This window comes from Mesorhizobium sp. WSM4822 (genome assembly GCF_055811155.1).
The window spans coordinates 256,332-274,261 of sequence record NZ_JBVVQM010000008.1 but is presented as its reverse complement, the minus strand read 5'-3'; the positions used below and the strand labels follow the sequence as shown (position 1 = coordinate 274,261).

Annotated in this window: 16 protein-coding genes; 5 read left to right on the top strand and 11 right to left on the bottom strand. The window is 62.1% G+C overall.

Annotated elements, in window-relative coordinates; genetic code table 11:
- Nucleotides 1–13 precede the first annotated feature (13 nt).
- Entirely contained in the window at nucleotides 14–1,048 is a 1,035-nt protein-coding gene (locus AC0L3E_RS20270) for an extracellular solute-binding protein (protein ID WP_473605449.1), read from the bottom strand.
- Here AC0L3E_RS20270 and AC0L3E_RS20265 point away from each other — a divergent pair.
- Nucleotides 1,020–1,298: a hypothetical protein gene (locus tag AC0L3E_RS20265; RefSeq protein ID WP_473605448.1), complete on the top strand. Its 279-nt coding sequence runs from the start codon at nucleotides 1,020–1,022 to the stop codon at nucleotides 1,296–1,298. The two genes, AC0L3E_RS20270 and AC0L3E_RS20265, sit on opposite strands and share 29 nt — an antisense overlap.
- A gap of 106 nt (nucleotides 1,299–1,404) precedes the next feature.
- Here AC0L3E_RS20265 and AC0L3E_RS20260 read toward each other — a convergent pair whose 3' ends face one another.
- On the bottom strand, nucleotides 1,405–2,376 hold the full coding sequence (locus tag AC0L3E_RS20260) for an NAD-dependent epimerase/dehydratase family protein (RefSeq protein WP_473605447.1): 972 nt from the start codon (nucleotides 2,374–2,376) through the stop codon (nucleotides 1,405–1,407).
- 208 nt (nucleotides 2,377–2,584) lie between these two features.
- Here AC0L3E_RS20260 and AC0L3E_RS20255 point away from each other — a divergent pair, with 208 nt between their 5' ends.
- The 3 genes from AC0L3E_RS20255 to AC0L3E_RS20245 all read left to right on the top strand — a co-directional run bounded on the left by AC0L3E_RS20255 (nucleotide 2,585) and on the right by AC0L3E_RS20245 (nucleotide 5,668).
- Nucleotides 2,585–2,872, top strand: coding sequence for a hypothetical protein (locus tag AC0L3E_RS20255; RefSeq protein WP_164753741.1), 288 nt, complete (start codon nucleotides 2,585–2,587; stop codon nucleotides 2,870–2,872).
- Between the two features lie 233 nt (nucleotides 2,873–3,105).
- The gene (locus AC0L3E_RS20250; RefSeq protein WP_023812117.1) at nucleotides 3,106–3,879 is read left to right on the top strand and encodes an NAD kinase; all 774 of its coding nucleotides are present in this window, start codon (nucleotides 3,106–3,108) and stop codon (nucleotides 3,877–3,879) included.
- Between the two features lie 202 nt (nucleotides 3,880–4,081).
- Nucleotides 4,082–5,668, top strand: a complete 1,587-nt coding sequence (locus tag AC0L3E_RS20245; RefSeq protein WP_164748844.1) for a DEAD/DEAH box helicase — start codon at nucleotides 4,082–4,084, stop codon at nucleotides 5,666–5,668.
- Nucleotides 5,669–5,741: 73 nt separating this feature from the next.
- Here the strand turns inward: AC0L3E_RS20245 and AC0L3E_RS20240 are convergent, their stop codons facing one another.
- The 9 genes from AC0L3E_RS20240 to AC0L3E_RS20200 all read right to left on the bottom strand — a co-directional run bounded on the left by AC0L3E_RS20240 (nucleotide 5,742) and on the right by AC0L3E_RS20200 (nucleotide 14,289).
- Nucleotides 5,742–6,347 carry a hypothetical protein gene (locus AC0L3E_RS20240; RefSeq protein WP_473605446.1) on the bottom strand — a complete coding sequence of 202 codons (606 nt, stop codon included), beginning with the start codon at nucleotides 6,345–6,347 and terminating at the stop codon, nucleotides 5,742–5,744.
- 229 nt (nucleotides 6,348–6,576) lie between these two features.
- Nucleotides 6,577–7,227 carry a YiaD family glycine zipper/OmpA-like lipoprotein gene (locus AC0L3E_RS20235; RefSeq protein WP_013531371.1) on the bottom strand — a complete coding sequence of 217 codons (651 nt, stop codon included), beginning with the start codon at nucleotides 7,225–7,227 and terminating at the stop codon, nucleotides 6,577–6,579.
- Between the two features lie 176 nt (nucleotides 7,228–7,403).
- Nucleotides 7,404–7,772 carry a GFA family protein gene (locus AC0L3E_RS20230; protein WP_473605445.1) on the bottom strand — a complete coding sequence of 123 codons (369 nt, stop codon included), beginning with the start codon at nucleotides 7,770–7,772 and terminating at the stop codon, nucleotides 7,404–7,406.
- A gap of 170 nt (nucleotides 7,773–7,942) precedes the next feature.
- Entirely contained in the window at nucleotides 7,943–8,320 is a 378-nt protein-coding gene (locus AC0L3E_RS20225; protein ID WP_023812122.1) for a hypothetical protein, read from the bottom strand.
- Between the two features lie 286 nt (nucleotides 8,321–8,606).
- A complete protein-coding gene (locus AC0L3E_RS20220; protein WP_473605444.1) occupies nucleotides 8,607–9,026 on the bottom strand; it encodes a GFA family protein in 420 nt (139 codons plus the stop codon).
- A gap of 79 nt (nucleotides 9,027–9,105) precedes the next feature.
- A protein-coding gene (gene prfB, locus AC0L3E_RS20215; RefSeq protein ID WP_127272597.1) for a peptide chain release factor 2 occupies nucleotides 9,106–10,237 on the bottom strand; the annotation gives its coding sequence in 2 pieces (ribosomal slippage) (nucleotides 9,106–10,170 and nucleotides 10,172–10,237; 1,131 coding nt in all).
- Between the two features lie 118 nt (nucleotides 10,238–10,355).
- Nucleotides 10,356–12,812 (bottom strand): penicillin-binding protein 1A, encoded by a 2,457-nt coding sequence (locus AC0L3E_RS20210; RefSeq protein ID WP_027039214.1) that lies wholly within the window; start codon nucleotides 12,810–12,812, stop codon nucleotides 10,356–10,358.
- 30 nt (nucleotides 12,813–12,842) lie between these two features.
- The gene (locus tag AC0L3E_RS20205; protein ID WP_127323273.1) at nucleotides 12,843–13,025 is read right to left on the bottom strand and encodes a hypothetical protein; all 183 of its coding nucleotides are present in this window, start codon (nucleotides 13,023–13,025) and stop codon (nucleotides 12,843–12,845) included.
- Between the two features lies 1 nt (nucleotide 13,026).
- Entirely contained in the window at nucleotides 13,027–14,289 is a 1,263-nt protein-coding gene (locus tag AC0L3E_RS20200; RefSeq protein WP_127330788.1) for an N-acetylmuramoyl-L-alanine amidase, read from the bottom strand.
- Nucleotides 14,290–14,942: 653 nt separating this feature from the next.
- Here AC0L3E_RS20200 and AC0L3E_RS20195 point away from each other — a divergent pair.
- Nucleotides 14,943–17,885: a ribonuclease E/G gene (locus tag AC0L3E_RS20195; protein WP_128308232.1), complete on the top strand. Its 2,943-nt coding sequence runs from the start codon at nucleotides 14,943–14,945 to the stop codon at nucleotides 17,883–17,885.
- Nucleotides 17,886–17,930 lie beyond the last annotated feature (45 nt).

Below are 17,930 nucleotides of genomic sequence, written 5' to 3'. Positions count from 1 at the left end.
AAGCCTGGTCAGGTCATTTCTGCAGGTCGGTCCAGATCCTCGTGTAGAGCGCCTGCACGTCGGGCGGGCAGGCCAGCATGAACTGGCCCTTGGCAGCGAAATCGGCGGGGATGTTGACTTCCGGCGCGGTCTTCATGTCGTCGGGCATGAAGGCTTCCGAGCCCTTGATGCCGTTCGAATAACGCGCAAAGGCTGAGATCAGTGCCGCATTCTGCGGATCCATGATGAAGTTCTGGAACAGCTTGGCGTTGTCGACATTCTTGGCGTCCTTGAGGACTGCGACATTGTCCATCCAGATCGGATAGCCTTCCTTGGGATAGCCATAGACGATCTTGTCGTTCTCAAGCCGCTCGCGCAGCGATATGCCGTTCCAGTTGACGCCCGCGGCGATGTCGCCCCTGCCCAGGCCATCGACGGCCGCATAGTCGAGCGAAAGCCATTTCGCCTTCGCCTCCACCAGCTTGTCATGCACCTTCTTCAGCATCTGCATGTCGCTGCTGCAATATTTGCCACCCTCGTAAGCGATGGCGAGGAACATGATGTCACCCATTTCGGGAACGACATTGATCTTGCCGACGAGTTCGGGGGGTGGGTCGAGGAAGATCGCCGATGTGTTCGGGTCGCCGGCATAAACCGACTTGTTCACCGAAATGCCGGTCGTGCCCCACTGCCATGGAACGGTGTATTTACGGCCCGGATCGAATGGAACATCGACCCACCTGGGATCGACGTTTTTGAAGTTTTCCATCTTGTTGGGATCGGTCTCCAAGAGCAGACCTTCGCTAATCCAGACCGGCACGACGCTCGCCGAGGGCACGACGATGTCATAGCCGGAGGCGCCCTGCCGGACCTTGGCCAGGGCGGTATCGTTGGAATCATAGTCGGTGACGGTGACCTTGACCTTGTAGGTCTCCTCGAACTTCTTGATCAGGTCGGGGCTGGTGTAGTTGCCCCAATTGTAGATGTTGAGCTCGCCGTCGGCACGGGCCACGCCCGTGACAGTCAGCAGCGACAGGCCGATGGCCGTCGCGGTCAGTTTCCAGTTCATGCTGCATGCTCCCATTGTTGGGACCGGCGGCGTTACGGCCTCAGGTCCGTTTCCTGCTGACGAAAAGATGGCCGCGACAATGCCGATCGACGCCGCGAGAACGGCGGTCGACATCGCACTCGCGGCATGCGGCGCGCCGGCAACGGCAAGCCGCATCTTAGTCGAGATAGTCCCCTCTTCATGGTGGCCATTCACCGGCTGGCGCCGGCTGTCCAACTCAATTCTCGACCTCAGGAGTAACTATGACTAAACATACAGTCAATATCTTTTCAAGGATACGGCCATGGCTCGCCGATTGATGCGCCCGATGCGGTGAGTGGGCAGCAGGAAGAAGCTTGGCCGCGGCGTAGGGCGCGTCAGGCCGTTGAGGCCGCAATGGCTCCAGCCGCAATTCGCTGGCGGAACCAATCGAAGGTGCGCCCGATGCCTTCCTGATAGCTCGTCCTGGCTTCCCAGCCAGGAAGGACGTGCCTCGCCGAAGTCAAGTCCGGACGCCTATTTGTCGGATCCTGGGGAGCCGGAGGGTGGTGCTCGATGCGGCTGCCGGGGACAAGCGAGCTGACGAACTCAGCGATGCGCAGGACCGAAACCTCGTGGTCGTTGCCGATGTTCAGAGGGCCGCGATGCGAGATGCCGTCGCGCCAGAAGTAGCGTTCCAGCCCTTCGACGATGTCGTCGACATAACCCCAACTGCGCGATTGGGAGCCGTCGCCATAAACCGTCAGAACCCCGGTTGTCAGAGCCTGGATGGCAAAATTCGAGACGGCGCGTCCATCGTCGATGCGGGTTCGCGGCCCATATGTGTTGAAGATCCTGACGACGCGAATGTCGAGCCCGCCAACCCGCTGCTGCTCGAACAGCAATGCCTCGGTGCAGCGCTTGCTTTCATCATAAGAGGCCCTGGGACCGGTGCAGTCCACCGATCCCCTGTAACTCTCGGGTTGCGGTGAAACCAGGGGGTCGCCGTAGACTTCCGAGGTCGAGGCGAAGCAGAAGCGACCGCCGGGCTTTAGCAGCGTCAGGAGATTGAGCGCGCCGCCGATATTGGCCTTGATCGTGCGTACCGGCTCGCGCATGTACCAAAGCGGCGACGCCGGCGACGCGAGATGGATGATCTCATCGAAGCCCTGAAGGGATGAAAAGCTTTCGGCGTCGGCAATCTGCAGATCGAAACGCGGATCGGCGACATGCGCGATGTTGTCTCGCGTCCCGGTCCAAAGATTGTCGACGACGACCAGCTTTTCCAGATCGCTTCGCCGCAACAGACGGTCGACCAGATGCGAGCCCAGGAAACCGCAGCCGCCAGAGATCAACACGCTGCGTGACATGGAAAACCCCCGCTCCAGACACCGGCCAGTCAACGAGCCCAGGGCTTGTTTCCCAACAACAGCGGATGCGAGCTACCCAAAAGCCTTTCCGCCAATCGATGCACCCATCTACACCGCCAAGCGCCGCGAGTGCAAACAGCAAGCCTTCACAAGTGGAACGTGCGGCGGCCGACCGGCCTCTGCTTTTAAGGAGAGAAACTGCCGCGCGATGTCGCGCATCGAAGCGACCGCCGATGCTGCCCGTCATCGCGAGGATGATCAGGACATTTCAGGGCTACAGCGCCCTTTGCGGGCATGGCGCCCCGGCTGCATCACCACAGCGCGACGCCGTGGGCTGCGGCCGGAAGCTCGTCTCTTCGGACTGGCGCACCAGTTCGGCAAAGAGCAGCGCGAAGCTTCCCAGCATCAGGAAGACGATGATCAGGCGTGTTACCGGCAATATGTCGGCCTCGACTGGCTAGCCCCCACGCCACCCATCCACTGCCGGCTAACATGACCGATCCGGCTTTACGAGACTTTAAGGCCCGTCTTAACCATCACATTCGCGTAGCCTTTGACATGATACGCGAACGGCATGCCCGCATTGGCCGACCGGCATGGCCGTATCATCCGGGATGGCGTTGCCATCCGGGATGGCACCTCCCTTTGCAGACGTACCCCGCCCATGCTACCCCGGCGCTGGCGCGGCCCAGCAACGGGCCGCTGCCAATCGGTCGTCATCGGGGAGCCATGAGCAAAGCCGCCAGCCGCATCGCCTTCGTCTCGTCCGACACCGCTGACGCCAAGACGGCGCTGGAAAGCCTGTCGGCGCGCTATGGCCAGTCTTCCGTCGAGGAGGCCGGGATCGTCGTTGCGCTTGGGGGTGACGGTTTCCTGCTGCAGACCCTGCGCGACACGATGGGGACCGGCAAGAAGGTCTACGGCATGAACCGTGGCACCATCGGCTTCCTGATGAACGAGTATCGTTCCGGTGGCCTCACCGAGCGTCTCGAGGCCGCCGTCGCCGAAACGATCCGCCCGCTGGAGATGCTGGCCGTGACCTCGGAAGGCGAAACGATTTCAGCACTGGCGATCAACGAGGTGGCGCTGTGGCGCCAGTCGTACCAGACGGCCAAGATCCGCATCACCGTCGACGAACAGGTCCGGCTTGAGGAACTGAACTGCGACGGCGTCATGATCGCAACCCCGGCCGGGTCCACCGCCTACAATCTTTCGGCGCATGGACCGATCCTGCCGCTCGACGCGCCGCTGCTGGCGCTGACCCCGGTCAGCCCGTTTCGCCCGCGCCGCTGGCGCGGCGCGCTGCTCTCCAACAAGGCGACCGTCCGCTTCGACATCCGCGAGCCGGAAAAGCGGCCGGTAAACGCCGCCGCCGACCATACCGAGGTCAAGGCCGTGACCTCGGTGACGGTGCGAGAATCACCAACGGCGACAGCAACGTTGCTGTTCGATCCCAATCATTCCTGGAACGAGCGTATTCTCGCCGAACAGTTCCGCTATTGAGCCGGCGCTGCGACCGACAGGTCGATTAAGCATCCCGATTAAGGTTACAACTTCACAATCGTGCCATTGCTGCCCGTTTCTGTTGACAAATCGAGGGCTTGCTCCTAATTGCAATACCAATCTTGCAGGCGCGTGGCGCTTGCCGCGACAGACGCCATTAGACGCCGTTGCGCTTCCCCGAACCAGCCAAAGACAACAACACTTGTCCTCAGACACCACGACCGCTCCAGAAGCGTTGACCTTTTCAGACCTCGGCCTGTCGCCGAAGGTCCTTTCCGCAGTCACCGACGCCGGCTACACCGAGCCGACGCCGATCCAGGCGGGCGCCATTCCGCATGCCCTGCTGGGCAAGGACGTGCTGGGCATTGCCCAGACCGGCACCGGCAAGACGGCCTCCTTCGTGTTGCCGATGCTCACAAGGCTGGAAAAGGGCCGCGCCCGCGCTCGCATGCCGCGCACGCTCATTCTGGAGCCGACGCGCGAGCTCGCCGCTCAGGTCGAGGAAAACTTCGTCAAATACGGCAAGAACCACAAGCTCAACATCGCGCTTCTGATCGGCGGCGTGTCGTTCGACGAACAGGACAAGAAGCTGGAGCGTGGCGCCGACGTGCTGATCGCGACACCCGGCCGTCTGCTCGATCACCGCGAGCGCGGCAAGCTGTTGCTCAACGGCGTCGAGATCCTCGTCATCGACGAAGCGGACCGCATGCTCGACATGGGCTTCATTCCCGACATCGAGCGCATCTGCGAAATGATCCCGTTCACCAGGCAGACGCTGTTCTTTTCGGCGACGATGCCGCCCGAAATCACCAAGCTCACCGAAAAGTTCCTGCACGCGCCGGTCCGCGTCGAGGTTTCGAAGGCAGCATCCGCCGCCACCAACATCATCCAGCGGCTGGTCAAATCAGGCTCCAAGCCATGGGACAAGCGCGAGACGCTGCGCAATTTGATCAAGGCCGAAGACGCCGAACTGAAGAACGCCATCATCTTCTGCAACCGCAAGGTCGAAGTGTCGGAGCTGTTCCGCTCGCTGCTGAAGCATGATTTCGACGCCGGTGCGCTGCATGGCGACATGGACCAGCGCGCGCGCATGCAGATGCTGGCCAATTTCCGCGACGGCAAGCTGCGCTACCTCGTCGCTTCCGACGTTGCCGCCCGCGGCCTCGACATCCCCGATGTCAGCCATGTCTTCAACTATGACGTGCCGATCCACGCCGAGGACTATGTCCACCGTATCGGCCGCACCGGACGCGCCGGACGCTCCGGAAAATCCTTCACCATCGCGACCAAATCCGACACCAAATACATCGATGCCATCGAACGTCTGATCGGCAACAAGATCGAGTGGCATGACGGCGACTTGTCGACGGTGGTTGCCAGCGAAGGCGAGGACGATGCTCCGCGCCGTGGCAAGGGCGCGCCGCGCCGTGCCGGACGCAAGGACGACGACCGCGGCAGGGAAAAGAGCGGCGAGCGCAAACCGCGCGAACGCCACGCCAAGCGCAGCGAAGATGCCGCACCGGAAACAGTGCGCGAGGATCAGCCGGTGGCCGAGGCCGCAGCCGCCGACATCGGCGAACGGCGCTCGCGCAAGGAAGCGATCCGTTCGGAAAACACCGAGCGCAAATCATCCGATCGCAATGAACAGCGCGCACCCGAACGCGGCGACACCCGGCCACAGCGCGACAACAGCCGCCCTGCCCGCCAACGCCACCAGGAAGACAATGATTCCACCGTTGGCTTCGGCGACGACATGCCGGCCTTCATGCGGATCGTCGCCAAGGTCTGATCCCGACCGCTTCGAAGGCGAGCCGGCCACTCGGCTGCCTTCTCGGCAAAGCTCTTTCAGCCTGGCTCGCCCGTTACATCGGCCCAGGCATCATCTTGGTCGGTTTTTCCAGCATCGGAAACTCGGCCTTGTTGCATTTCACGTTCGGGTTCGTCGGACTGAACATGCCGTTCGGGTTGTCCCCGAGCCAGGCATGAAGGTCGTAATGGACGAACTCCTTCGGGATGAGAGGGTAGTGCCCCTCCATAGGTCCCATGAAGGTTTGGCCAAACAGCTTGGGCGGCTCCTTGGTGTCCGGCGTCAGCGGCACCAGCCATTCCACTCCGACCAACTTCAGGCCTTCCTTGGTCGGCTCGTAGATCAGCACGTTCGGCCTCATCGGATCGAGCTTCTGGCCGACACTCGGGACATTGACGAAGTGGATGCCCATGGCGCCCTTCGGGTAGTCCATCGCGCCCGGTATCTTTTCTCCGCTGTAGTGGACGCAGCCGACCGTCGACAGATAGAGGTCGCGGACGGCAGCGGTGTAATCCTCATATTTGGCGAGCGATTTCTTCAAGGCATCGATGTCGGCCTTGTTGGCGTCCTCGGCCCGAGCCGAAGCAACGTTCAGCCACGCGCCTACCAAACCTGTCAAAACGAGGACGCCGCAGCGCCCAAGGCTGGCTGTTCTTGTCATGCATTCCTCCCAGATTTCTGATCTGGCCGTGCAAGACCGAGGCGGAAAAATGCTGATTGCGCGGCCAGTGACACCGCCTCATCCCCTCAGGAACAGCGATGATGCTATTCCTTTCCATAGCTGCGGGAAAGATGTATTTTAGCAATAACTAATTGAATAACACCAATATCCGCTCAAACAAAAAACGGCCCCCCAATGGGAGCCGTTTCGCATTGGTTTGCCGTACAAATCAGGTGAGCGGCGAAAGCTGGATCTCGACGCGGCGGTTCTGGGCGCGACCTTCGGCCGTGGCATTGGATGCGACCGGGCGTGTCTTGCCGAAGCCGGTGACTGCGAAGCGCCGCTGATCCACGCCCTGACCGGACAGATAGTTCGCCACCGCCAAAGCACGGCGCTGCGACAGATCGAAATTGTGCTGGTCGCCACCGGTCGAATCGGTGTGGCCGAACACGTCGACCGTGGTCTGCTTGAACTTCTTCAGCACCAGCGCGACAGAGTTCAGGACCTGGTAGAAGCCGGGCTTCACCGCATCCTGATCCGAGTTGAAGGTGATGTCGGACGGCATATTGAGGATGATCTGGTCGCCGCTGCGGGTGACGCTGACACCGGTGCCCTCGAGCTGCCGGCGCAGTTCGGCCTCGTTCTGGTCCATGGTGGCGCCGATGGCGCCGCCGGCCAGCGCGCCGATGCCGGCGCCGATCAATGCGTTGCGGCGGTCGTTGCCGCCGGCAAGCAGGCCAAGGCTTGCACCCGCCAGAGCACCAAGGCCGGCGCCGGCCGCCGTGTTGGAAATCTTCTGGTCGCCCGTATACGGATCGGTGGTGGTGCAGGCGCTCACGAGCACAGCCGTCGCCACGACGACGAGCACAGTCTTTTTCATATGATAGTCCCTCTCCAAGTCACGCCTTGCGGTGGCGCCAAATCAGCCCTTCCCGCGACTTGTACCACGAATTGCGGCGAAAAGCGGAACGGCAAAAGCGCCGCTCACGGCTTTTCCCGAGGGACCGATACACGGTGATAGCGCCGCATCGCCGGGCCGCAATCGTTGGGATCAGGCTACCAGAGGTTCTTGCCGTCTATGACCACCACTTCGACCTTGTCGAGATCGAAGTCGTCGAACAGCCGCGCGTTGACGCTGATCTTGGGATTGTCGAAATCCGGCTCGCCGGTCGACCAGTCCGGCGTTTCGGTAAAGGTGCCGCAGCCGCAGGCGGCGCAAAAACCGTGCTTTACGGTTTTCGATCCCCAGCGGTAGAAAGAAACGTTTCCCATCGGGCTGGTGAGCTTGAATTGCGAAGGCACGTAATAGGCCCAGAGCGAGCCGCGTTTCGAGCAGAAAGAACAGGTGCATTGCGTCACCGTCTGCGGTGCCTGCGAAACCTCGAATGTCGTCGCCTTGCAATGACAGCTTGCCTTGATGGTCATCAACGAACTCCTCCTGTCGCCCGCCACCCGTGCGGCAAGGCATCATAAAGAGGCGCTCCTGACAACTATCCGTCAGCAGGCTCCACCACGGCGCTACCGCGGCCCGGCGCGTATCGACAAGCCCGTCCCATGATAAGCGATCAGGCGACCGTCCGAACGCGTTCCTGCTCTCAATAAGAACGCGGCGGCACGAACAGGCAGATTGTCTTGCCGGCGTCGAGGCCCGCTTGGTGCGCGCACCAATGGAACTCGCCGTCCGGGCTGTCCTTGACACGCTTGTCGGTCATTGGAACGATCTCACCCGTTCCGGCGATGACATAGCCCTCGGGTTTCTCCAGCACTTCGCCTGTATGGGTCGTGCGACAATCATAGTTGGCGCAGCATGCGAACGGATAACTCCAGCCCTGTGGCTTTGCCGCCGTGGGCGTGGCGTCATGCGCGAAGGCAGGTGCCGTCAGCATTGCCATCGCGCCGATCGCGAACAGGGAAAACAAAAGTCGGCCAGCCGGTTGAACGGCATTGGCCGATCTGAGTGTGGCAGCAGACATGACGCGTTCCTTTCAAACGAGCTCAAGCGTTTCGCTTGCCCGTTCCCGGAACGTATCTTCCCAGTGGCCGGATCGTCGGGTCGCAGATATGCCGCGTCCGGCCATAAATGCTTTTTCTCTCCCAGCGTTTGGATGCTGGGCTGATTCCTTGGTCGGCGCAAGAAGATGCATTCCCGACGTCGTTCTATAAACGTCAGGTATCCGCTACCGCCGACGAGATGAGGCCAAGGTCAATTCCCGGCAAACGGGCGTCGAATAAACGGAATTGGCCCGCTGTGGTTCCAGCCTATTGCTGGTCAGAGCCGGCAATCACGTGCTCTTGATGCTGCGGCAGGTCATCGGTGATGGTGAACCAGCCCGCCTTCGAACCGACGAAGATGTGCTCGGTCGGGCGGATGGACGGGTCGTCGACGAGCGTTCCCATGGCGACATGGACGTAGGCGCCGTCGCGCACCAGCGAATAAAGCAAGGAGCCGCACCGGCCGCAATGCGCGTTATGGCCGCTTTCGTCGCCGAAGATCAGGAGCTTGTCCCCGCCTTCGGTGAGGACAAGCTTTTCACGCTCGATACCGGCGAAAGGCTTGAAGGCCGAACCGGTGGTGCGCCGGCAGTCCGAACAATGGCAATTCGCGGCATAGAGGAATTCGTCGGCGACCTCGTAGTGAACCGCGCCGCAAAAGCACTTTCCGGTGAGCTTGGTCGGCAATCCTCTCCTCCGTCGCTGTGGTGCGCAGGGGTATGTTCAGATTGAGGTCAGGCTAGCCTCACCTGAATATGGACATATCCTAATCCAGGTCTGCTACGGCTTCGCCCGCACCGCCTTCGATGCGCTGCGACAACGAGGCTTCCATGAAATCGTCGAGGTCGCCATCGAGCACGCTCGACGGGCTGGTGCTCTCGACGCCGGTGCGGAGATCCTTCACCAGCTGGTAGGGCTGCAGCACATAGGAGCGTATCTGGTGACCCCAGCCTATATCACTCTTCGACGCTTCGGTGGCGTTTGCAACTGCCTCGCGCTTCTTCAGCTCTTCCTCGTAAAGGCGCGAGCGCAGCATCTCCCAGGCCTTGGCCTTGTTCTTGTGCTGCGAACGTTCGGCCTGGCAGGCGACCGCAATGCCGGTGGCCAGATGCGTGATGCGCACCGCCGAATCGGTGGTGTTGACGTGCTGGCCGCCCGAGCCGGACGAGCGATAAGTATCGATGCGGACATCCGATTCCGAGACGTCGATCTCGATCGTGTCGTCGATGACCGGATAGACCCAGACGCTGGCGAAGGACGTATGCCGGCGCGCATTGCTGTCATAGGGCGAAATACGCACCAGGCGATGAACGCCCGATTCCGTCTTCATCCAGCCATAGGCATTGTGGCCTTTGATCATCAACGTGGCCGACTTGATGCCGGCCTCTTCGCCGTCATGCATTTCCAGCACTTCGACCTTGAAGCGACGACGCTCGGCCCAGCGCGTGTACATGCGCAGCAGCATCGAGGCCCAGTCCTGGCTTTCGGTGCCGCCGGCACCAGCATGGATTTCGAGATAGGTGTCGTTGGAATCTGCTTCACCCGACAGCAGCGTCTCGACCTGGCGGGCCTTCGCTTCGCCTTGCATCGAGCGGATCGCGGCTTCGGCCTCGGCAATGACCCCCTCGTCGCGCTCTTCCTCGCCGAGCTCGATCAGGCCGATATTGTCTTCCAGCGCCTGCGTCAGACCTTTCACCGAGGCGATGCCCTCTTCCAGGCCCTGGCGCTCGCGCATCAGCTTCTGCGCTTCCAGCGGCTCGTTCCAGAGGCTGGCGTCCTCGGCGCGCACATTAAGGTATTCAAGCCGCTTTATGGCCTGATCCCAGTCAAAGATGCCTCCTCAGCAGGGTTATCGCCTGCCTGATCTCGTCGACAATATTCTGCGTTTCCGCGCGCATGGCTGGCTGTTCTGTCCTGTTTGCTGAAGTCGGTCGGCGCGATACATAGGCAGGCCGCCGCCGGCTGTAAAGCAAAATGGGCTGGCGCCAAGGCCAGCCCATCCGCTCATGAAAATCGTCAGTAGAGGCCGCCGCCGCCGGACTGGATGGCCTGGTTGGCCTGCGGTGACAACGCGCCACCGGTGGCATTGGAGCCGTCGGCGCCCATGCCGATGACCCAATAGCTGTCGGCGGGACCGGTACCCGGCTTGAAGGCTTCGATGATGGTGCCCGGATCGCCCGATGCGGCACGCATGCCGGTCTTGCGGTTGATGGCGACAAGGTTCATGCCTTCGGGCACCTTGAAGTCGACATTGGGCGTGCCGTCCAGCGCCACCCGCATGAAGTCCTTGAAGATCGGGGCCGCGAGGCCACCACCGGTGGCGCCATGGCCGAGGCCGCGCGGCGTGTCGTAGCCCATGTAGAGGCCGACGACGAGGTTGGGCGTGTAACCGATGAACCAGGCATCCTTTTCGTCGTTGGTCGTTCCGGTCTTGCCGGCGATGTGACGGCCGAGTTCACTGATGGTGGCGCCGGTGCCGCGCTGCACGACACCTTCCATCATCGAGGTGATCTGGTAGGCCGTCATCGGATCGAGCACCTGCTCGGAATTGTCGACGAGTTCCGGCTCCGGCTGGTTCTGCCATTCGGGCGCATTGCAGCCCTGGCAGCCACGTTCGTCCTGCTTGAACACCGTCTTGCCGTAGCGGTCCTGGATGCGGTCGATGAGCGACGGTTTGATCGACTTGCCGCCATTGGCCATGATCGAATAGGCCGACACCATGCGCATCACGGTGGTTTCGCCGGAACCCAGCGCCATCGGTAGATAGGGTGCCAGATGGTCGTAGACACCGAAGCGCTCGGCATATTCGACGACCAGCTTCATCCCCATGTCATTGGCAAGCCGCACCGTCATCAGGTTGCGCGACTTCTCGATGCCGGAGCGCAGGGTCGCCGGACCGGCAACGGTGCCGTCGTAATTCTTCGGCGTCCAGCTCGTGTTGCCGCTCTGGATCGTGATCGGCCCGTCCATGATCACCGAGGCCGGCGTATAGCCATTGTCGAGTGCGGCCGAATAGACGATCGGCTTGAACGAGGAGCCCGGCTGGCGCATGGCTTGCGTGGCGCGGTTGAATTCGGACTGCGCATAGGAGAAGCCGCCGACCATGGCCAGCACGCGGCCGGTGTGCGGGTCCATGGCGATCAGGCCGCCTTCCACTTCGGGCACCTGGCGCAGGCTGTAGGCGCCATCGGCACCATCGTTTTTCTGCACGAAGATAACGTCGCCCGGCTTCAGCACCTCCGCCGGCGACTTGGCCTTGACGGTCTTGCCGGCAACCACATGGCGCATGGCAAAACCCATGTCCTCCTTGCTGACGGTGCCTTCGACGCGCTCCTTGACGATCTCGCCCGACGCCTGCCGTGCGGGCTGCAGGCCGATCGACAGCCCGGTCGCCGAACTGTCGAGCACGACGGCGAGCGACCATTCGGGAACATCCTCCAGCCCCTTGACGGCGCCAAGCGGCACGCCCCAATCGCCCGACACGTCGATCGATGTTACCGGCCCGCGATAACCGCGCAGCGTGTCGTATTTCATCAACCCGTTCTGCATCGATTTGCGGGCAATGAGCTGTATCTTCGGATCGAGCGTGGTGCGGACGGAGAGGCCGCCTTCGTAAAGCGCGTTCTCGCCGTAGCGGGCGATGATCTGGCGGCGCACCTCTTCGGTAAAGTACTCGCCGGCGAACAGATAGGTGCCGCTGCGGCGCGGCGTCACGCCCAGCGGCTCGGCCTTGGCCTTGTTGCCTTCCTCACGCGTGACGTAGCCGTTCTCGACCATCTGGTCGATGACCCAGTTGCGACGCTCGATCGCGCGATCGGCATGCTTGAAAGGGTGGTAGTTGTTCGGCCCCTTGGGCAGGGAAGCTAGGTAGGCGGCCTCTGCCACGGACAGTTCGTTGACCGACTTGTCGAAATAGGTCAGCGCCGCACCGGCGACGCCATAGGCGCCGAAGCCGAAGAAGATTTCGTTGAGGTAGAGCTCGAGAATGCGATCCTTGGGATAGGCCTGCTCGATGCGGAAGGCGAGGATCATCTCCTTGATCTTGCGCTCGTAGGTCTGGTCCGAGGACAACAGGAAGTTCTTCGCCACCTGCTGGGTGATCGTCGAGGCGCCGACCTGACGCCGGCCCGAGCCGAGATTCTGCAGGTTGACGATGATGGCGCGGCCGAGGCCGGTCACATCGATGCCTGGGTGATTGTAGAAATTCTTGTCTTCGGCCGACAGGAAGGCCGCCTTGACGCGGTCCGGTATGGCCTGGATCGGCAAATACAGGCGCCGTTCGCGCGCGTATTCGGCCATCAGCGCGCCGTCCGACGCATGGATGCGGGTGGTCACCGGCGGCTCGTATTTGGCCAGCACCTCGTAGTCGGGCAGATCTTTCGACAAATGGCCGATGTAGATCGCAACGCCCGCCGCGACCAAAAGGGCCAGCGTCGTGCCGATGCCGAAAAAATAGCCAATGAGACGAATCATACCCGCTCCAGTCCTTGGTTCGGGAATTTCCTAAACGAAGCCGCCTTTCGCGCAAGCTTTCGAGCCGGTCCCAATCCGTAATCGAAAACCCTTGTCGCCGCCATGTGGACAAAATACGGCAATGCCTGATTTCGCGGTCGCGAGCCGGAAATAAAAAGCATTGGGTGTTGTCGTCGCGCAACGCCGCCTCTGGTTGCAGGCGCCGCCGGTCATGTCAACCTCCGGTTCCCGGTCCGGCCTTGGCCGACGCGAACAGCGCGACGGCGTTGGTTATACTCTGGGCCGCCTTGCCGCGCCAGTCGGCGTTGAGCAACTGCGCCTCGTCCTTGGCGTTCGAGAGATAACCGAGTTCGACCAGCACCGACGGCACGTCGGGTGCCTTGAGCACCTTGAAGCCCGCCGAACGCTGCGGATTGTTGATGAGGCCGACGCTGGTCGACAACTGGCCAACCAGCGTGTGGGCGAAACTCATCGAGAAATTGTGCGTTTCGCGGCGGATCAGGTCGATCAGGATGTCGGTGACTTCCTTGTTGTCGTTCTTGATTTCCATGCCGGCGAACTGATCGGAGAGGTTTTCTCGGTCGGCAAGCGCCTGCGCCTCGGGGTCCGAAGCCTTGTCGGAGACGGTGTAGACGGTGGCGCCGCGAATGCCCTTGACGCTGATCGTGTCGGCATGGATCGAAATAAGCAGGTCGGCCTCATGCTGACGGGCGATGCGCACGCGGTCATCAAGACGCAGGAATTCGTCTGTGTCGCGCGTCATGAACACATCATAATTGCCAACGGCTGCGAGTTTGTCGCGCAGCTCCGTGGCGAAGGCCAGCGTGACATTCTTCTCGATGGTGCCGTTCAGGCCCTCGGCACCGCCGTCGATGCCGCCATGGCCGGGATCGATGACGACGGTGAACCGATGACCCGGATTGGAAACCGGTCCGGTGCCGACCCGCCCTCCCTTGTCGGTCGAAACGGTCGATCCGGTGGTCAGCGCCTGATTGGCCAGCGCCACATCGAACTCGCGCTCGGATGCCGCCGACATGTCGATGGCAATGCGGTAGCCGGTTCCGTCCTCGTTCTTGAGCACGTCGAGCTTGTCGACGGCAAAGGGACCCTTGCCGGTGAGGATCAGCCGCGAAACGCCCTCGCTAAGCGCGCCCAGACGCACGCCCTTGACCAGGCCCCGCGCCTTCAAATCCTTGGCATCAACGGCGAATCTCGTATTCGCGAGATCGATGACAAGACGGTTGGGACCGCGCAGCAGGAACCATTTGATATCGGGTTCGCGATCGAAGTCCATGACGATGCGCATCTTGGTGGCATCGCCGGCCATCTTGTAACCTTTTGCCACGAGCGGAGCGTCGGCGGCATTGGCTTTTGAGGACAAGGCAGATGAGACCGCCAGCAGCAGCAAGAGGGCGAAAGCGGCCAGGATCCGGCCGCCGACACGACATCCCTTGTCTGTGAAGTCCGCCAATCCCATCTCTCTTCCAGTCGCTCCCGGTTTGGCGCCCGGCGCCGGTCGTTTCGTCGAAATGCCGGTTAGGCCGCGAACTCGATTAACGATTGGTATCCAGAGAAGGTTAACCAAGCCTTTTCACGCAAGGGCCGCAAGCCTGGCTTACGCTACGGAACGGCTTTTTGCCGGCATCGGAAATCGGGGTTGCCTTCCACCCCGCCAAATCATAAAAGCGATGGTGGATCACTGCAATCCTGGAACCGCCCTCCTCCGCAGCTTCTTGCTACAGGGTCAGACGTAAAGGCGGCTCCTTTCGCTTCAGGCGAAAAGGGTTCAGGTGATCGCGACGAATTTCGCAGGCGTGCTCCCGTGGCGGGGGAATCGCCTGCGTGAGGAAAACGGCCGGGTTTGTTCCCGTGCCGGCTCTGTATGAGCAAACAAGCTGGTCCGGTTCGTCCGGGCTTTGGTTCAAAAGGTTCTGTTGGTGACGATGGCTTCAAGCGCAATCATGGAAAGGTCCGCATCAAACCGCGCCATTATGGCTGCGGGCGGCACCGCCATGGCGCTCAAGCGGCGGCCGACGGACGTTCAAATATCCGGCACCCACATCCCAGGCACGCAGCAGCAGGCTTTGCCTCGCAAGCTGCGGCTGACGGCTGCCGGGGGGAAACGAAATAATGCCCAACAAAATGCTGATAGACGCCTCCCACCCGGAGGAAACACGCGTTGTCGTCGTACGCGGTAATCGTATTGAAGAATTCGACTTTGAATCCCAGGACAAGAAGCAGCTCAAAGGAAACATCTACCTAGCCCGCGTAACGCGCGTAGAGCCCTCCCTTCAGGCAGCCTTTGTCGAATATGGCGGCAACCGTCACGGTTTTCTCGCCTTCAGTGAAATTCACCCCGACTACTACCAGATTCCGGTCGCCGATCGTCAGGCACTGCTGCGCGCGGAAGCGCAGGAGGCTGAGGACGAAGAGAACGAGGACGGCGACGGCGATGACCGCCAGAGCCGCGATCGCGGACGGCGCGGCCGCAGGCGCGGCGGCAAGCCCCGCGACCGGGGTGAGCACAAGCGCGATGCTGCCGATTCCGGCGAGGCAAGCGACACTGCCGACGAGGCGGAAGAAGGCGCCGACGCTGGTTTCGAGGACATCTCGCACACGTCCGAGATCATCGAACATGCGGCCGATTCGTCCGAACATGCCGATGCGTCCGAACATGGCGAGGATTCCGCCGAGCAGGACGAAGGCGAAACCCGCGAAGGCGGCCCGACGTCGATCGCCGCCTCGGTCGAGGCCGATGTGATTTCCGAAGCCGTCCCGCAGGCCGAACAAGGCAGCGAAGCGACCTCCGGCGACAATGATCGCGGCATGCTGGAAGAAGTGCAGTCCTCGCATCCCGACGATCACGAGGTCGAATCGGTCGGCGCAGAGGATGCGCTGGAAGAAGTGCGCAACCGCCGCAAGCCGGTGCGCCGCCAGTACAAGATCCAGGAAGTGATCAAGCGCCGGCAGATCCTCTTGGTGCAGGTCGTCAAGGAAGAGCGCGGCAACAAGGGTGCGGCACTGACCACCTATCTGTCGCTTGCCGGCCGCTATTCGGTGCTGATGCCGAACACGGCGCGTGGCGGCGGCATTTCGCGCAAGATCACCAGCGCGGTCGACCGCAAGCGGCTGAAGGAGGTCGTTGCCGATCTCGAAGTGCCGCAGGGCATGGGAGTGATCCTGCGCACCGCCGGCGAGAGCCGCACCAAGGCCGAGATCAAGCGCGATTACGAATATCTGATGCGGCTTTGGGAAAATGTCCGCAATCTCACCTTACAGTCCACGGCCCCTGCCCTGGTCTACGAGGAAGGCAGCCTGATCAAGCGCTCGGTGCGCGACCTCTACAACAAGGATATCGACGAGATTCTTGTCTCCGGCGAGGAAGGCTATCGCGAGGCCAAGGACTTCATGCGCATGCTGATGCCGAGCCACGCCAAGGTGGTTCAGCCGTTCCGCGACACGACGCCGATCTTCGTGCGCAACGGCATCGAGGCACAGCTTGACCGCATGCTGCAGCCGCAGGTGACGCTGAAGAGCGGCGGCTACATCATCATCAACCAGACCGAGGCGCTGGTTGCCATCGATGTGAATTCGGGCCGCTCCACCAAGGAGCACTCGATCGAGGACACCGCGCTCCACACCAATCTGGAAGCGGCCGAGGAAGTCGCGCGTCAGCTCAGGCTGCGCGATCTCGCCGGCCTGATCGTCATCGACTTCATCGACATGGAGGAGAACCGCAACAACCGCTCCGTCGAGAAGCGGCTGAAGGATCACCTCAAGAACGATCGTGCGCGCATCCAGGTCGGCCGCATCTCGCATTTCGGCCTGATGGAGATGTCACGCCAGCGCATCCGCGCCAGCGTGCTGGAATCGACCATGAAGCCCTGCCCGCATTGCGGCGGCACCGGCCACGTACGCTCCGATTCGTCGGTCGCGCTGATGGTGGTGCGGGCGATTGAGGAATTCCTGCTCAAGGATTCCCGCAGCCACATCACGGTGCGGACGCCGGCGGCGACCGCACTCTACGTGCTCAATCACAAGCGCGGCACGCTGGTGGAACTCGAAAGCCGCTTCGGGCTGACGATCACCGTCGAGGCCGACGATTCGGTGGGTTCGCAGCACTATGCGATCTTCCGCGGCGCGCTGGCTGAAAAGCCGGAAGGCTTCGTCGAGGCGCGCAGCTTCCCGGCCTATGCCGAGCCGGAAGAGCCCGAGGACGAGATTGTCGTCGTCGAGGAAGATGACGAGGCGCCGGTGCAGGCCGAACAGCCGCGCCAGCAGCCGCAGCAACAACCCCGACCTGCTGCCGCCGGTGGCGAGGAAGGCGAAGGCCGCGACCGCAAGCGCCGCAAGCGCCGGCGTCGGCGCGGCGGCAAGGATCGCGATCGCGAACATGGCGCCCCTGCGGACGGTGCTTCCGTCTCGGCTCCGGCCGGTGAGTTTTCGGACCCGGACTCGGCCGCCAGCGATGGCGACACGGAAGCGGACGACAACGCCCCTGTCGGTGTTGCCGAAACGTCTGAGACAGCTGAAGCTTCGGACGAAGGCCAGGGCAAAAAGCGCCGGCGCGGCAAGCGCGGCGGCAAGCGCAACCGTCGCGAAGACGGTGAAGGCGAGGCTGAGGCAAGTGCTGGCGAAACAGCAGACGCTTCTGAACGCGAAGTCCGGGCAACCGAGGTGATCGCCAGCGAGCCGGTCGTTGCCGCACCAGCTGAAGAGCCGGTGGCGCTTGCCCCGGCAAATGACGACGCGCCGGCCACGGAGAAGCCGAAGAAGCCACGTCGCGCGGCCAAGCCAAAGAAGGCCGCGGCCGAAATTGTCGCCGATGAGCCGGCTGCGGAGGTGGAAGCACCGGTCGACACGCCGGTCACCGCATCCGACGAGGCAGCCATCGCTTCTGTCGAGGAGGCACCGAAAGCCCGCTCGTCGCGGCGCAAGCCGGCGGCGGTGAATGCGTCGGTCGAGCCGGTGGTGTCTTCCACCGTGGCGGAAGAACCCGCAGCCAAGGCTGAGGACAAGACCGAGGACAAGCCGAAGCGCGGCGGCTGGTGGCAGCGGAAGGGCTTTTTCTAAGCGTTTCAGCCACCTGAGCTAGTTCTCTGACAAAAAAATCCCGCG

Excerpts from the sequence above, each read along its gene's own strand:
- AC0L3E_RS20265 (WP_473605448.1), top strand. The coding sequence starts at position 1,020 with ATGGCCGTCGCGGTCAGTTTCCAGTTCATGCTGCATGCTCCCATTGTT.
- AC0L3E_RS20270 (WP_473605449.1), bottom strand. The coding sequence starts at position 1,048 with ATGAACTGGAAACTGACCGCGACGGCCATCGGCCTGTCGCTGCTGACT.
- AC0L3E_RS20260 (WP_473605447.1), bottom strand. The coding sequence starts at position 2,376 with ATGTCACGCAGCGTGTTGATCTCTGGCGGCTGCGGTTTCCTGGGCTCG.
- AC0L3E_RS20255 (WP_164753741.1), top strand. The coding sequence starts at position 2,585 with ATGTCGCGCATCGAAGCGACCGCCGATGCTGCCCGTCATCGCGAGGAT.
- AC0L3E_RS20250 (WP_023812117.1), top strand. The coding sequence starts at position 3,106 with ATGAGCAAAGCCGCCAGCCGCATCGCCTTCGTCTCGTCCGACACCGCT.
- AC0L3E_RS20240 (WP_473605446.1), bottom strand. The coding sequence starts at position 6,347 with ATGACAAGAACAGCCAGCCTTGGGCGCTGCGGCGTCCTCGTTTTGACA.
- AC0L3E_RS20235 (WP_013531371.1), bottom strand. The coding sequence starts at position 7,227 with ATGAAAAAGACTGTGCTCGTCGTCGTGGCGACGGCTGTGCTCGTGAGC.
- AC0L3E_RS20230 (WP_473605445.1), bottom strand. The coding sequence starts at position 7,772 with ATGACCATCAAGGCAAGCTGTCATTGCAAGGCGACGACATTCGAGGTT.
- AC0L3E_RS20225 (WP_023812122.1), bottom strand. The coding sequence starts at position 8,320 with ATGTCTGCTGCCACACTCAGATCGGCCAATGCCGTTCAACCGGCTGGC.
- AC0L3E_RS20210 (WP_027039214.1), bottom strand. The coding sequence starts at position 12,812 with ATGATTCGTCTCATTGGCTATTTTTTCGGCATCGGCACGACGCTGGCC.
- AC0L3E_RS20205 (WP_127323273.1), bottom strand. The coding sequence starts at position 13,025 with ATGACCGGCGGCGCCTGCAACCAGAGGCGGCGTTGCGCGACGACAACA.
- AC0L3E_RS20200 (WP_127330788.1), bottom strand. The coding sequence starts at position 14,289 with ATGGGATTGGCGGACTTCACAGACAAGGGATGTCGTGTCGGCGGCCGG.
- AC0L3E_RS20195 (WP_128308232.1), top strand. The coding sequence starts at position 14,943 with ATGCCCAACAAAATGCTGATAGACGCCTCCCACCCGGAGGAAACACGC.